Genomic DNA, 13,643 nt, shown 5'->3' on the forward strand with positions numbered 1-13,643 from the left:
CTGGGGTGGCGTCGAAAAGCTGCCTAGTTATCGTCCTCATCGTCGGCGGAATCATCCGGGGTGTCCAAGGCGGCGAGGAACCGCTCAAACTCTTCCCCTAGCTCGTCACCGCTTGGCATGGGTTCGGCACTATGGCCTGGCAGTGCCATGTGCGGGTGATCCTCATGGTATTGCTCCAGGTTCTCATCGTATTGCTGCTCCAATAAGTCCACCACCTGCTGAATCTCGGCGGTGCCCTGAATCTGCTCCGCGATCTGTGCCGCCATCCGCCGGGAATCCTCCTCCAATGCCCCCAGCGGAATGGCGAGTCCGGCAGCCTGCGACACCGCCTCCAGCAGCTTCAACGTTGCCTGCGGGTAGGGGGAAGCAGCCAAATAATGCGGCACATGTGCCGTATAGCCCGCCACATTACGGCCCTGCTTATTGAGCAAATACTCCAACTGCAACGATGCCGAACCCGGAATACTGAACCTGGTGTCCATCTTAAAATAGGGCTCCAATAGTTCTAACGAGTTGCCGTGTGCGCTAATAACCATCGGCCGGGTATGGGGCACCGTCATGGGTGCGGAATACAAACAAATGGTTTGCGTCACTCCAAGCCGTTCAATAAGATCAGCAACCGCCTGGCTAAACGCTTCCCACCGCAAATCCGGCTCCGGCCCGGTAAGCAGCAGAAACGGTTTATCGTTCGCGTCGAGGACCACCTGAATACCCAGGTTAATCTCCTCCACATCGGCCACCGAATTATGATCAATAGTGGTCATGGGCCGGCGTGACCGGTAGTCAATAAACTCATCATTATTAAACGACGCCACCGGCCGATGATCGAGAGCAGCAAGCAAATACGCGGAGCTTTGATCCACCGCATGTCCCGCATCGGCATAGCCTTGTAGCGCCACCACCATCGTGGGGCCTTCCTTGCCTGGCTGCGATACCGCTGGCACCGGAAACTCCAATTCGTACATCTTCCGGTTATTGTCTTCCATTGGTTCTCCTTTAAAAGTTCTTAACTATACCTTAACTTAAACAATGATCGGGGTTGTATTATTCCGTTCAGCTTTTCGACGCGTTCCGTCGGCGCTCAACACCACAACAATAATTGGTGTGCAATCGAATCTTTGGGCTATATCAACTATTTTTCCCACCCTTAACCCTTAATTATGTAATCCCACCAACCCTAAAATCAAGGAAAGCCCATAATTTATTGCCCTGTGCATAACTCGCCCCAGGTGGCGCCACCATCCCCACCAAAATTTTGCACCCAAGCGCAAAATTAGCCCTAGCCGAAACCCACATGCTGGGATAAAACCATGAACTCGCTCCCCGCCCAAACGCTCGCTAACATTCCCGGAGTTTTAGGCTACTACCCCCACCAATCCATCATCTTTGTCACCTTCCGCCACCACCGCGACGATACTCACAGCCGGTGGGCGCTAGGCCCAACCCTCCGCATCGACATTGACAGTCTCGACGCACTCCCCGAGGTCGGCGAAGTCCTCACCGCGGAACACGCTGATGTGGTCCTCGCCTTCGTCATCGGCCGATTTCCCACCCAAGACGGCACCACCCTCGACGAAATAACCACCACCCTGGCCCAAGCCGCCGACACACACATCGTGCCCATCGACGCCTGCTGGCACGCCACCACCATCACCAATAACGGGACCTACCAGCTCCGATTCGAACAAACCCCCTCCCTCACCGACCGCGGACTCCCCACCGCCGGCTGGTGTCACGGTCGCATCGCCGACATCCCCACAGCCCAAGCCACCCAACAACTCCTCGCCGACGGTGACCTTCCCGAACTCACCCGCGACGACTGCTTCACCGCCTTCGACAAAGCCGCCACCGACCCAACCATATGGCGTGACCGGGCCAGCAACGTCGCCAACCTGGCCGCCCAGTTAGCCGTCGACGCCCAATGCTGCCCCAGCCAATTCCAAGCCTGGTTCACCACCCTGGAAACGGAACTCATCCGACTCGAACAACCCCTCCCCACCCCACCAGGGCCAGGGGCTGACATCATCGACACCTGCGCCGCCATGCTCAGCATCACCCGGATCCGTGATGCCGCCATCAACCTCCTCCTTGACCACGACCATGCCGCCCGCACCCTAGCGCTCGAAGTCGCCCGACACTTCGATGCCCCCATCCGCACCGAAGCCCTCTGTGTTTTCGCCCTGTGTGCCCTTATCCGACACAACACCCCCAAGGCACTCCACGCCCTCATGGTGGCCCGCGCGGAACAACCCAGCCACACGCTCACCCGCTACCTATTGCTCGCCTACCAGCACGAACTCACCGAAAACCTGATCGAAAAGGTCCGAGACGGCAGCACCGCGGCAGCCGCCTACTATGGGCTGAGCATTCCCCGCCAGACCGCAACCACCGGCCCAAATGCCGACAACACCATCACCGCAACCTAGGGCTTCCGGTGGGCGCTGTGGGCATGATCCCCCAACGCTGCGGTAAATGCCCACGCATCGGCGATAATCGTGTCCAAATCGGTGCGGGACGGCCGCCACCCCAACTCGGCCTTCGCCCGCGCCGACGAGGCAATCAACACGGCCGGGTCGCCGGCGCGCCGGTCAGCCATGGTGACGGGGATGGGGTGGCCGGTGACCTCCCGGCATTTGTCGATAACTTCCTTCACCGAGTAGCCATCGCCCGAGCCCAGGTTGAAAATCCGGTGCGTGCCGGGCGTATTTGATTCCAGGGCGAGCACGTGGGCGTCGGCCAGGTCTTTGATGTGAATATAGTCACGGATACACGTGCCATCCTTGGTGGGGTAGTCGTCACCAAAGATGAAGATCTCGTCCCGATGCCCCAACGCCACCTGCAACACCAGGGGAATGAGGTGGGTTTCCACCTCACGGTTTTCGCCCACCGAACCGTAGGCGCCGGCCACATTGAAATAGCGCAGGCTGGTGGCACCCAACCCGTGGGCGTGTGCGTAGGAGGTGATGGCATAGTCGATCGCAAGCTTGCTGGCCCCATAGGGGTTGGTGGGGGCGGTGGGCATATCCTCAGTGATAGGTACCCGGTCGGGCTCCCCATAGGTGGCTGCGGTGGAGGAGAACACCAGGTTCGTCACGCCATGGTTGCGCATGGCGTCGAGAAGCGTGAGCGTGGTGACGAAGTTATGGTGCCAATAGTCTTCGGGCCGTTCCATGGATTCCCCCACCAGGGAACGGGCGGCAAAATGCACCACACCATCAAAATTGCCCCCCGCAAGCACATCGCCTGCGACGTCCCGAATGTCGCCCTCGATCAGGGTAGCGTTGGCGGGCACCGCATCCCGGTTGCCGGTAGAAAAGTTATCCACGATCGTGATGTCGTGGCCTTGTTCCAACAGCACTGTGGCGCACACACTGCCCACATAGCCGGCACCACCTGTGACAAGCAGCTTCATAATAGTCTTGGCCTTTCTGGGATGGTTGGTAAGCAACATACCCTCAATAGCCTAGTCGAGGCGGCAGTAGCTAGTTTGGCGCGGCTGGGCGTCGGTAGGGGAGCGGTGGCCTAGGGTCCGCTAGATTTCCTGGACCCGCACCGCGTGCGCTAGATCATCCACCAGGTCAACAACTTTATCGCCATTTATTAACCGGATCTGCCCGTTAATGTGTTCGAAATCCACCTCGGCGCCCACGGTCATACCCGCGTCCAACATCTCCTTGAACTGTTCCGAATCCACCTGCAAAATCTCGTTGATTTGTGTGATCCGCACCCGGCGGGGAATATCGCTTTCCTCGGTGTCAATGGTGCGGAGTCCCGGGTCTACGAAGTCGGCCTGATCCACGCCCAATGCTTGCAATCCGGGGATCGGGTTCCCAAAGGGGGAACGGTCATAGGTGTCGAGCACCTCTACGAGGCGGCGTTCCACTTCGTCGCTCATCACATGCTCCCACCGGCAGGCCTCGTCGTGAACCTTGCGGATATCCAGGCCAATAATATCGGTGAGGAGCCGCTCCGCTAACCGGTGTTTCCGCATGACAGCAATGGCTAGGCTCCGGCCCTCAGGGGTCATGCGAAGACTCCGGTCCCCGGTGACCACGACGAGACCATCGCGCTCCATCCGGCCGACGGTTTGGCTCACGGTGGGGCCGGACTGTTCTAACCGCTCCGCGATGCGGGCCCTAATCGGAGTTATGCCTTCTTCCTCCAATTCATAAATGGTGCGCAGATACATTTCGGTGGTATCAACCAGGTCCTTCACAGTTGCTTATACCTTTCTGTCCATGTGTATGTGTCAGTGATATACTTTTCGACCCAAACCATTGTTCCCGCCGGTTTCTTAAGAAAATCCGAGAACATTTAGGTTCAAGTCGATACTCAACCAAAATATTCCAGGCAGCTTCGCATGCCTATAGAATGCCGCCCATCTGGCCCGCCGGAATACCTTGAAAGATATGTTTTCACTGTTTGGCGTGTATTGCCTAACCATCCACCGCAAGTATAGCCTAACTGCAAAACCCATCGGCGCGTCAGATGACAAACGGCTGACCATGGGTAGTGGTTTTTAAAGATTCCATGAAAAATCACCCGGCCCCACCAATGGGGGCCAGGTGTATAGGTTGCGGCTATCGTCGAATTACGCGAATCCTACATGGCGTATTCGCGGAGCTTTTCCGCGCGCTGGCCATCCCGCAGCTTACGCATGACCTCCCGTTCGATCTGGCGCACCCGCTCCCGGGACAGGCCAAACTGCCGGCCGATTTGGTCCAAGGTGCGGGGCACACCGTCGTCAAGCCCATAGCGCATGCGGATAACATCCTGCTCCCGATCCTCCAGGGTGCCAATAACATCCCGAATGTCGGAGTGCCGCAACGATGCCACCACCGCGGACTCGGCATCCGCAGCCTCGGAATCCTCAATGAAATCACCCAGGGGAGCCTCCTCATCGGCGCCCACCGGCATGTCCAAGCTCACCGGGTCACGCGATTGACGCAGCAACAACTCAATCTTGGACTCGTCAATGCCGGATTCCTCGGCCAGCTCCTCATTGGTGGCTTCTCGGCCCAACTGCTGGTACATTTCCCGCTTGATCCGCGACAGCTTATTCACCTGCTCCACCAAATGAACCGGCAATCGAATCGTGCGCGACTGATCTGCCATTCCGCGCGTAATGGCCTGCCGAATCCACCATGTGGCATAGGTAGAGAACTTGAACCCCTTGGCGTAGTCGAATTTTTCCATTGCCCGAATCAGACCCAAATTTCCCTCCTGAATCAGGTCCAAAAGTGGCATGCCCCTGCCCGTGTACCGCTTCGCCAGTGATACCACCAACCGCAGGTTCGCCTCCAGCAGATGTGACCGAGCCTTCCGGCCCTCCTTGACAAGCACCTTCAAATCCCGTTTCTTCGCCCGGGTCAAGGGCTCATCCGAATCCGTCAGTAGATACTCTGCATAAAGCCCCACCTCGATGGTTTGCGCCAAATGTACCTCATCCTCGGCCGTCAAGAGGGCGGTTTTCCCGATCCCATTCAAATACACGCGAACCAGATCGGCCGAAGGGTTGTCGTTGTTTTGGCCACGACGTGAACCACGATCTACCGCAAGATCAAAAGCGGACTCTTCATCAGTGGGGTCCAGAATGTCATCCGCCCCCGGATCATCATCTACGAGGTCTGTGGGCTCATCCCCCATAACAACATCAAGATCTTCTTCATTGTCGAATTCTTTAAGGGCAGAGCTAGTCATGGCTATGGCCTCCTTATATTCCGCGACGCTTCTACTTAAGTTAACGACGTGAATTCCCAAAAAGTTCCTGGCGGACAAAAACTATCGTAAAAATCGGGTATTCCTACAGCTCAAAGGTAACAAAAAAATAACACAGCAAACCTGCTTTATAACGACTTTGCGACGTTCGCAAGCGGTTAACATTCCACCAATAACGTCACCGGCCCCTCGTTCACAGAAGCCACACTCATCATCGCCCCAAACCGGCCCTCCTCAACCACAATCCCACGCTCCCGCAGCCCGGCCGCAATCTTCTCCATGACGATCTTGGCCACCTCCCCCGGGCCGCGTCCGACCACGACGGCCGCCGCCCCTTCGCCGTTCGCCCCAAAAGCGTGAATTGGCTCACCAACAACACCGGTGCCCCCATCTCCGACACGCTCCGCTCCTCGGGAAGAATCCGTAACTCCGCAATCTTCCGCACCATCGTCTGCCACGCATCCGGGGCATCATCCCGACCAATCCCCACCAGGGCCAACACCCCGTTGGTGATCGACCCCACCACCTCGTCGTCAACCGTGACACTCGCCTCAGACACCCGAGTCAATACTGCCTTCATGACCATCACCTCACCTTGAGTCGTCGATAAGCTGCGCAGGCAACACCAACCCATGCCGAACCAAATCCACCATGGGCGAAATCACCGCCTCACATAATTCTGCCCCATCCACCCCATGCGCCACCGCATACAGCTCCACCGTCTCGCCCAAAGTCAACCCCTGCGGATGCAACCCACCCACAATTGCTGCCAATGGGCCATCCACCTCGTGCGACCACCGGGGCCCATCCATGCGCACCAACCGCAGCGCTGCCGGCGCAAACCCCACGCCAGCATCTGCATCCGCCACGCTCACCTCCTCCTTCGCCACCGACGGCCGCACCACAAACCGGCTCGCCAACATGTCCGCCGCAGCCACCTGCGACAACCACTCGGCCCGAGCGAAATACTCGGCCACCTCCGAACCCAGGTCCGCATCGGTGTTATGCGTCAACTCCTCGACGAGCACGTCAGTGGGCGCATCCGCCGCGATCTTTTGGAGCGCAATAAACCCAAACCCGATCGCCGTCACCTGGGAATCCGCGAAATGCGTTAACCAGCGTTGCGTCTTACTCCGGCCCTCCGGGGACCGCGGATCAATCGACTCGTCCCGCAACCACGTCCCCACATACAGCGCCGGGTCCACCATGTCCCGCTGCAACACCCATGCCCGCACCCCATGGTCCGGCAGCCACTCGGCGATCCGCGACCGCCAGTCCTCACCACGAACATGCGCCCACGCCCCCAAGAGCTGCGCAACGCCGCCCTCGGTCAAGTGCTCCGGCGCCGTGGCCACCACCAATTGGGTTGCCCCATCCAAATCCAGCCCCGAATCCCGATATACGTGGCCAATGTCCGGCGGACCCACCACGAATGGCGGATTCGCAACAATCCGATCAAATGTTCGACCTGCCACCGGTTCGAACCATGACCCTTCCAACAGCTCCGCCTGTGGCAGCGCTCCCGCCGCCGCCAAAGTGGCCTCTGCCATGTCCAATGCCCGCGGATGCACATCCGTCAACGTCACCTGCGACGCGCAACCCAACTGGGCTAGCGCCTGCACCCCGGAACCCGCACCCAGGTCCAACGCCGAATCCACTGGGGTCCGGCAGGTCATCCGCAGCAGCGACAAACTCGCCGCCCCCACGCCCACCACATGATCTCGCCCCGGTGCGTAATGCGGCACCAACCCGGCGGCCACATCCGAAAACACCAGCCGTGATTCCCCCGCAATCACATGTGGCTGTACATCCAATATCGCGGTCAGGAACCGTAAATCCGCCCCCGCAACCTCCGCGTTGTCGGCATCCTGCTGCGGGGAGCCGATCACCTGCCGCCGCCCCAACACCCCGGCCGTAATCAGGTCCGCAACCAGATCCGCCCCCAAAACCTGCTCCACCACCGGGCGGGGTAGCTCCTCGTGCAGCAAGAACACGGTGATCGCTACGGCTAACGGTTCGGACAATCTGGGTCGCAATGCCACCGCCACCGCTTCGGGTTCGCCCCGCCGTAATGCCGCCATGGTTGCGTTGCCTAAATACTCCTCGACCCCGGCGGAATCGAAACCGAGACCACGGAAAACTTCCTGGAGACGTGGGGCAACCACACCCAATGGTGAACGCATAATAATACTCCTTGACGATGGGAAACCTGGCCGAGACGCCATAAGCTCAAGTACTACATAGTACTGTGTCCAACCCGGTAGGTAGCATGTGGGCGACTGCTGATTGTGGTGGTGATTGCGTTCGCGTGAACCCCCCACCACGCCAACCGTGAAGGATGAAACATGGTGTTTACCCCCTTGCACCGGGAACTCGAACTGTTGGCCATGACGCCCCTCGACCAGTATCTCCTCAGGGAAGCAATTCGGGTTGGGGCGCGCGAACAAGGCGACCTCATGTTTTACGAAACACCGCACGCTATCGCCGCCGCCCTGGCCCGTGACCTGTGCGCCCTCGCCAACCGGGGCGGCGGATGGATTTTCTACGGCATTCGCGCCCCCGATGGGGTTGTTGAAAACCTCGCACCCTGCCAGCCGATCGCCGACATTGACCACACGGTCACTCAGGTGGCCCGCGACCTTGTCACCCCGCCGCTTGTCGACGTTGCTGTGCACCACATCCCTGTCGCCCCGACTGGCATCGTCTACGCCATCGAGGTGCCTTACGACGACCAGGCGCCCTACCACCTGGCCGATGGCACAGCTCCCATCCGCCGCGGCACCACACTCGAATACCTCACCGATGCGGAGCAGCATCAGCTTCGCCTTGAGGTCCGAAACTTTTCCGCCAGGCGTGCTCACATCATTCCCGCCCTCATCGACGAATACCAGCGCCTTGGCCCTATCTATGGTGGCACCACCTTTGTGTTTGTGGCCGTCCCCACCCACCGGCTGCTGCCCGAAATCACCACCCAGAAAATCGAGCGGACCTTCTATGATTTTTACACCACCGACTACCTGGAGAAGGGCTATGACCAAAACCTCATTGTCTTCCATTTCGGTGACGATCCCATCCACGTCGACAACGCCACCCTGCGGTATCAGGATGAAACCGAGACTGGTTCTTGGGCCTCTAGCCGGTGCGAAATCACCACGACCGGCATTATCCGCTTCGCGATTCAACTAGGCGGGGAGGAGTCTCCCGACGACGCGGATGTTGCATACCTTGGCCCGTATCATCAGCCCGAGGTTTTTTCAGCGGTGGGTCCCGCACACGTCTCCCATGTTGAGCTGGAGCTGACGCTGCTCGAAACCTTCGCCAGCGTGCTTTCCCTCCAGGAGCGGTGTTTTAACAGCGACTACGATCTTTGGGTTGGGCTGGCCCGCCGCCGCGAGGACGAGCCCGTGGCCATTCGGCGCATGACCATTCACGAATCCGGCAACCGGTACCTGGGTGAGTTTCTCCCCGTCGACCACGACAGTTTCATTACCCACCCACAGTTGGTGTCGGCCCGGCTCCCGCTGGATTCCAGCGTGAACGAGAAACGGGTGATCCTCAATCGCATGTGTTTGGGGCTATTAAGCCAAAGCGGCATCACCAGCATGCGGTTGATCCGGGAAGCGGAATAGTCTGTGGGCGGTTGCCGTCGTCAAGCAGAATCGGAGCCGGCCGGTAGCTGCCTGGGCGGCACCTTAGTTCCCCGACTCATCTGCGCCCGTTGCTGGCTTTGGGCCGCTGCTTGCTCCCGTAACGCCGCCGGCTTATATACCGCCGGGGCCCGGGCGTCACGCGGCTCGCCAATACCGTTTGCTAGCACCACCGCGATCCACGGCAGTGGCACCGAAATGATAAATAGCAGGGCGGACAGCCACACGTTATGCATCGACATGTAGGTCACCATCGCCAGGAGTAAAAACGGCAACCGCGACCCCTGAATCCACATGTACTGTTTTTCGCGCTTCTTACGGTTCTGGGTGGGGGAGTAGGAGGCGGTGGTGACCAACGGAACATTGCTGCGCCGCAAGCGATGTAGCTTACGCCTTAAACCCACTTTCCGCCGGGGTGCTTGTTGACGCGATGCGGTACTCGTGGTATCGGTCTGTTCGACCATGTCAATGTATTCGAACTGTTTCTCGGCGTCCTCCGGGGGTTCTTTGCCGGAATACCGCTGTTGAAACGGGGAAAAATCCCGATCAGAGTGATAGGAAAATTTCGAAGAAGAATCGGCATGATCCTCGTCGCGTCGGAAAGAATGATCGTGGGGCGAGTCACCCCGATTGGTGGGGGAATGAGTGGTAAAGAGGGAATCCCGATTGCCGTGTGCCATATTTAACAATTTAACAAATGAATCCGGCTTAGCATGATGAGCGAACGTCGGGCAATATAGAGGGGTGACTACAAGTACCAAAACCATCGAACGGCCAGACATTCGGGAGGACATCAGCACTGATGATGACACCCCGAAGTTCTTCCACTACGTCAAAAAAGACCAAATCGTTGAATCAGCTGTTTCCGGAAAAATGGTTGTCGCGCTCTGTGGGGAAACCTTTCCGGTGACCAAACAAGCCAAACCCGGCTCACCAGTGTGCCCCGACTGTGAGCGAGTGTATCGGAGCCTGCGCAAGAAGTGAGCAGCGATCTTCGGGTATGGCAGCAGCAGGCGCTGACGAAATATCTGGACACCAAGCCGCACGACTTCCTGGCCGTCGCCACCCCCGGCGCCGGTAAAACCACCTTTGCCCTAAAGGTAGCGACGGAGCTGAAAACTCGGCGTACCGTGGATCGCATTATCGTTGTGGTCCCCACGGAGCATCTGAAGGTGCAATGGTCGGAGGCCGCCGCCCGGGTGGGGTTGAGCCTGGATCCGGCGTTTAAAAACACCGATGCCATCAACCCACAATACGACGGGGTGGTGGTGACCTATGCGCAGGTGGCGATGCACCCGTATAAGCATTATGCGATCACTACGGCCAAACGCTCCCTGGTGATTCTCGACGAGATTCACCACGGTGGCGATGCGAAAAGCTGGGGTGATGGCATCAGGGAGGCCTACCAGGATGCGACGCGCCGCCTGGCGCTCACGGGTACGCCGTTTCGGTCGGACGATTCCACCATTCCATTTGTGCGGTATGCCGAGGATGGTGAGGGGCATTTAGTGTCGCAGGCGGACCACACCTACGGGTATTCGGACGCGCTTGCGGATGGTGTGGTGCGGCCGGTGGTGTTTCTCGCCTACTCGGGTGAGGCCCGGTGGCGTACCAGTGCGGGTGAGGAGTTCGCCGCCCGCCTGGGGGAGCCGCTGAACGCCGAGCAGACCGCCAGGGCATGGAAGACCGCCCTGGACCCGCAAGGCGATTGGATTCCGGCGGTGTTGCGGGCCGCGCACACCCGGCTGCACCAGTTGCGGAAAACCATTCCCGATGCCGGGGGCCTGGTGATTGCCACGGATAAAACCACCGCGCGTGCTTACGCCAAGATCCTAGCGAAGCTCGCCACCACCCCGGTGTCGGTGGTGTTGTCGGATGAGGCCGGTGCCTCGGAGCGGATCGAAAAATTCGCGGGCAGCACCGACGAGTGGATGGTTGCGGTGCGCATGGTGTCCGAGGGCGTGGATGTGCCCCGGCTGGCGGTGGGCGTGTATGCCACGTCGGCGTCGACCCCACTGTTTTTCGCCCAGGCCATCGGCCGGTTTGTTCGCTCTAGACGCCCCGGGGAAACCGCCAGCGTATTTCTGCCCTCGGTGCCGGTTCTCCTGGACTTAGCGGCAAAACTGGAGGTGTCGCGGGACCATGTGTTGGGTAAACCCCACCGGGAAACGGGCGGTTGGGATGACGAGCTGCTTGCCGAGGCGAATAAGCGGGAGACCGAGGCGGACCAACTCAAAACCTACGAGTCCCTAGGCGCCGAGGCCGAACTGGACACGTTGATCTACGACGGTTCCTCCTATGGGACCGCCACCGTGGCCGGTTCGAGCGAGGAGGCCGACTACCTGGGGTTGCCGGGCTTGCTGGATGCGGAACAGATGCGTCAACTGTTGCGGAAACGCCAGGAGGAGCAGCTGAACGTGCGGGAGCGTGAGGCGAAAGAGGCGGCGAAGCGGGAGCAGGAGGCTCGCAGCTCCCAGGGCCGTAAGGATGCGGAGGAGCGGCTGGCCAGCCAGGAAATCCCCCAGCTGCGTAAGGAGCTCAATGCCCTGGTGGCGATCACCGCGTCCCGGACCGGCCGGCCGCACGGGTCGATCCACACCGAGGCGCGCCAAAAGTGCGGTGGCCCGCCGACCGCAATGTGTTCCGCGGAGCAGCTGCGGGAGCGCATTAATTACTTGCGACGCTGGTAGCGTCCGCGGGTTGGCCGGGGCGGTGGCGGCATCGTGGTCGGGGGATCGTGGCACCGCTACCGTCAACCGCTGATGTCACGTCAGCACAGGGTTGTTGTAATGCTGATGAAGCGGGAGGCAAGAAGAACCCATGGGGAACCCACATAATATATTAAGAAAAATTAATCTTAGTGCCCATGGGGTTCTTAGGGATACTGAAAATGGGGGTAGTGCGGTAAAAGTGGGGTGAGGCCGGTGGGATTTGACCTGCCGTTATGGGTGTTTGCCCAGTTCAGGGCCGACTTGCGGGTTTTCCGGTCTGGGTTTAACGGCAAGGTTCATGGCCTGCACGTATTAAAATATCGTCACATATTAGTAATTTTTTGCTAAGTGAACGAAGGGTGTCCGATGCCTGCGGTAGGGTGGTGAGGTGTCAAAAACGACAATCTAAAGGAGTAGTAGGTTATGACGACCCAGAACCCCAATCCGAATGATCCTAGCGATCCTCAGGGTGGCAATGGTGAACTCCCTAACTATGACACCGGAGCTGCGTTTGCTATGACACCGGAACCAGGTGATGGTCTGATCCGGGATAAGAAAAACTATCTGGAAATCACGGCCCTAGTCTTTGGCGTTCTCGCTATTATTTCGATGATTTTCGACCCGCGGTCCGGCATTATCCTGACGCTGGTTTGCATCATTGTCGCCATCATAGCGCTGATACAACGGAAGAAATATGCCCCAGAAAATCGTCGCACCTGGTTTTCCATTGTAGGTTTGGCATGTGCCGTGACGAGTCTGGCGATCCTCGTCTTCTATCTGGTGAATATCTACCTCCTTTTAGAAAAGCACCCGGAATGCCAGCAAGGGACCAGCAGCGAGAAAGCCAAATGCATTCAGAAAGTTGTGAAGCGACCTTGATGCCGCCCATGAATTTTCATGCCGGTAGCATGTCCGAGGCCTGAGATATGGTGGGTGCGACCGCATGACTTTCAGCACGAACACACAAGAATGGAGTAAAGAATGACGTTACCTAATTTCCCATCATCCGGCGATTCCGGCGACGCAGGCCAGCCCGGTGGGTTGCCGAACTATGATGCGATGCCGTCTGGTCCTGTGGTGCCATCTGGCCCAATGATGGGTATGGATGATGCCTCCTTGGCCGGGTTAAAGAAGAACACCATGGCGGTTGTTGCCCTGGTGCTGGCCATCATTGGGCTGCTACTGTGCTGGGTGCCGCTGTTTGGTACCGCCTTGCTGCTCGGCGCGCTGACTATTGCCATTATCGCCCTGGTGAAGGCGAAGAACTATCCCCAGCTGACGGCCCGTAGGGGGATGAGCATTACCGCGCTTATCATCGCGGTGCTGGCGCTCATTCTGAACCTGGTGATTAGTTTCCTGCTGTATTACGTCTACTCGGTCGCCCCCGAATGCGCCGATATCTCCGATTCCCTGGCGCGTCGGCAGTGTCTTGAGCAAAAGCTCAAAGCGAACTAGCTCGTAGATCACGGCAGCTGTATGACATATTGCCGGTAGAACCAGGGGTAATCTTCGGTAGGGTGGTAGGGGTAACAAGTATCACGAAATGGAGTGAAAATTGTCTATCCCT

12 protein-coding genes and 1 pseudogene are annotated in these 13,643 nt (G+C 58.7%); 6 read left to right on the forward strand and 7 right to left on the reverse strand.

The features are described 5' to 3' along the window. Positions 1 to 23 precede the first annotated feature (23 nt). Positions 24 to 986, reverse strand: a complete 963-nt coding sequence (locus HBA49_RS04990; protein WP_005525600.1) for a PAC2 family protein — start codon at positions 984 to 986, stop codon at positions 24 to 26. 324 nt (positions 987 to 1,310) lie between these two features. On the opposite strand from HBA49_RS04990, the gene HBA49_RS04995 reads away from it, so the two are divergent. Then, positions 1,311 to 2,426 carry a DUF4192 domain-containing protein gene (locus tag HBA49_RS04995; protein ID WP_005526333.1) on the forward strand — a complete coding sequence of 372 codons (1,116 nt, stop codon included), beginning with the start codon at positions 1,311 to 1,313 and terminating at the stop codon, positions 2,424 to 2,426. Here HBA49_RS04995 and galE read toward each other — a convergent pair. The 5 genes and pseudogenes from galE to HBA49_RS05020 all read right to left on the reverse strand — a co-directional run bounded on the left by galE (position 2,423) and on the right by HBA49_RS05020 (position 7,901). Beyond that, positions 2,423 to 3,412 (reverse strand): UDP-glucose 4-epimerase GalE, encoded by a 990-nt coding sequence (galE, locus tag HBA49_RS05000; RefSeq protein ID WP_040432029.1) that lies wholly within the window; start codon positions 3,410 to 3,412, stop codon positions 2,423 to 2,425. The two genes, HBA49_RS04995 and galE, sit on opposite strands and share 4 nt — an antisense overlap. Before the next feature lie 120 nt (positions 3,413 to 3,532). Continuing rightward, positions 3,533 to 4,216 carry a metal-dependent transcriptional regulator gene (locus tag HBA49_RS05005; RefSeq protein WP_005520893.1) on the reverse strand — a complete coding sequence of 228 codons (684 nt, stop codon included), beginning with the start codon at positions 4,214 to 4,216 and terminating at the stop codon, positions 3,533 to 3,535. A gap of 386 nt (positions 4,217 to 4,602) precedes the next feature. Beyond that, complete coding sequence (locus tag HBA49_RS05010; RefSeq protein ID WP_005520896.1) at positions 4,603 to 5,778, reverse strand: sigma-70 family RNA polymerase sigma factor; 1,176 nt, start codon at positions 5,776 to 5,778, stop codon at positions 4,603 to 4,605. 98 nt (positions 5,779 to 5,876) lie between these two features. After that, positions 5,877 to 6,298: pseudogene (gene dtd / locus HBA49_RS05015) on the reverse strand (D-aminoacyl-tRNA deacylase). A gap of 10 nt (positions 6,299 to 6,308) precedes the next feature. Continuing rightward, positions 6,309 to 7,901: a DUF7782 domain-containing protein gene (locus tag HBA49_RS05020; protein ID WP_005526554.1), complete on the reverse strand. Its 1,593-nt coding sequence runs from the start codon at positions 7,899 to 7,901 to the stop codon at positions 6,309 to 6,311. Between the two features lie 162 nt (positions 7,902 to 8,063). Here HBA49_RS05020 and HBA49_RS05025 point away from each other — a divergent pair, with 162 nt between their 5' ends. After that, positions 8,064 to 9,347 carry an ATP-binding protein gene (locus tag HBA49_RS05025; protein WP_005526592.1) on the forward strand — a complete coding sequence of 428 codons (1,284 nt, stop codon included), beginning with the start codon at positions 8,064 to 8,066 and terminating at the stop codon, positions 9,345 to 9,347. Between the two features lie 20 nt (positions 9,348 to 9,367). Here HBA49_RS05025 and HBA49_RS05030 read toward each other — a convergent pair whose 3' ends face one another. Then, on the reverse strand, positions 9,368 to 10,045 hold the full coding sequence (locus HBA49_RS05030) for a DUF3099 domain-containing protein (RefSeq protein ID WP_005526400.1): 678 nt from the start codon (positions 10,043 to 10,045) through the stop codon (positions 9,368 to 9,370). 64 nt (positions 10,046 to 10,109) lie between these two features. Here HBA49_RS05030 and HBA49_RS05035 point away from each other — a divergent pair, with 64 nt between their 5' ends. The 4 genes from HBA49_RS05035 (at position 10,110) to HBA49_RS05050 (ending at position 13,531) form a co-directional block, all read left to right on the forward strand. Then, positions 10,110 to 10,349, forward strand: a complete 240-nt coding sequence (locus HBA49_RS05035; RefSeq protein ID WP_005520901.1) for a DUF3039 domain-containing protein — start codon at positions 10,110 to 10,112, stop codon at positions 10,347 to 10,349. After that, entirely contained in the window at positions 10,346 to 12,055 is a 1,710-nt protein-coding gene (locus tag HBA49_RS05040) for a DEAD/DEAH box helicase (RefSeq protein WP_005520902.1), read from the forward strand. The genes HBA49_RS05035 and HBA49_RS05040 overlap by 4 nt, the downstream gene beginning before the upstream one ends. Before the next feature lie 444 nt (positions 12,056 to 12,499). Further along, complete coding sequence (locus HBA49_RS05045) at positions 12,500 to 12,955, forward strand: hypothetical protein (protein WP_005526003.1); 456 nt, start codon at positions 12,500 to 12,502, stop codon at positions 12,953 to 12,955. Between the two features lie 102 nt (positions 12,956 to 13,057). Further along, complete coding sequence (locus tag HBA49_RS05050) at positions 13,058 to 13,531, forward strand: DUF4190 domain-containing protein (protein WP_225866098.1); 474 nt, start codon at positions 13,058 to 13,060, stop codon at positions 13,529 to 13,531. Positions 13,532 to 13,643: the final 112 nt, after the last annotated feature.

Origin of the sequence: Corynebacterium matruchotii, assembly GCF_011612265.2 — a bacterium.
Taxonomy (GTDB): Bacteria; Actinomycetota; Actinomycetes; order Mycobacteriales; family Mycobacteriaceae; genus Corynebacterium; species Corynebacterium matruchotii.

Excerpts from the sequence above, each read along its gene's own strand:
- HBA49_RS04990 (WP_005525600.1), bottom strand. The coding sequence starts at position 986 with ATGGAAGACAATAACCGGAAGATGTACGAATTGGAGTTTCCGGTGCCA.
- HBA49_RS04995 (WP_005526333.1), top strand. The coding sequence starts at position 1,311 with ATGAACTCGCTCCCCGCCCAAACGCTCGCTAACATTCCCGGAGTTTTA.
- galE (WP_040432029.1), bottom strand. The coding sequence starts at position 3,412 with ATGAAGCTGCTTGTCACAGGTGGTGCCGGCTATGTGGGCAGTGTGTGC.
- HBA49_RS05020 (WP_005526554.1), bottom strand. The coding sequence starts at position 7,901 with ATGCGTTCACCATTGGGTGTGGTTGCCCCACGTCTCCAGGAAGTTTTC.
- HBA49_RS05025 (WP_005526592.1), top strand. The coding sequence starts at position 8,064 with ATGGTGTTTACCCCCTTGCACCGGGAACTCGAACTGTTGGCCATGACG.
- HBA49_RS05030 (WP_005526400.1), bottom strand. The coding sequence starts at position 10,045 with ATGGCACACGGCAATCGGGATTCCCTCTTTACCACTCATTCCCCCACC.
- HBA49_RS05045 (WP_005526003.1), top strand. The coding sequence starts at position 12,500 with ATGACGACCCAGAACCCCAATCCGAATGATCCTAGCGATCCTCAGGGT.
- HBA49_RS05050 (WP_225866098.1), top strand. The coding sequence starts at position 13,058 with ATGACGTTACCTAATTTCCCATCATCCGGCGATTCCGGCGACGCAGGC.